The 282-nt window shown below is 40.8% G+C and carries 1 protein-coding gene; it reads left to right on the top strand.

Annotated elements, in window-relative coordinates; translation table 11 throughout:
• Positions 1–29: 29 nt before the first annotated feature.
• On the top strand, positions 30–282 hold a 253-nt coding region (locus tag HMPREF2980_RS04075; RefSeq protein ID WP_256370616.1), incomplete at its 3' end, for a DUF6318 family protein.

The following is a 282-nucleotide window of genomic DNA, read 5'->3' on the forward strand; positions in this document are numbered from 1 at the left end:
AGAAGTCTATTGAAGGTATCCGTAAGACGATGGACGCTTGGGTTAAATGGACTAATTATGGAATTCAGGTAGGCGATTTTACGGAATCCCGAAAGTATATTTCCAATGATTTTACGGAGGAATTGGAAGGGTATAAGAGTTTTGAAGATTTGTATAAGCGCGGTGGATGGATTATTGATGGCATTGACAACTATGTTGCTGATGGAAATCCGTGGTCTGAAGATGGGGAAAACTATTTCTGGAAGGCGTATCGCGAGTGGAATTATATAACTCTTGTGGAGC

Source organism: Rothia sp. HMSC076D04, from assembly GCF_001814645.1.
In the GTDB taxonomy this organism is placed as follows: Bacteria; Actinomycetota; Actinomycetes; order Actinomycetales; family Micrococcaceae; genus Rothia; species Rothia mucilaginosa.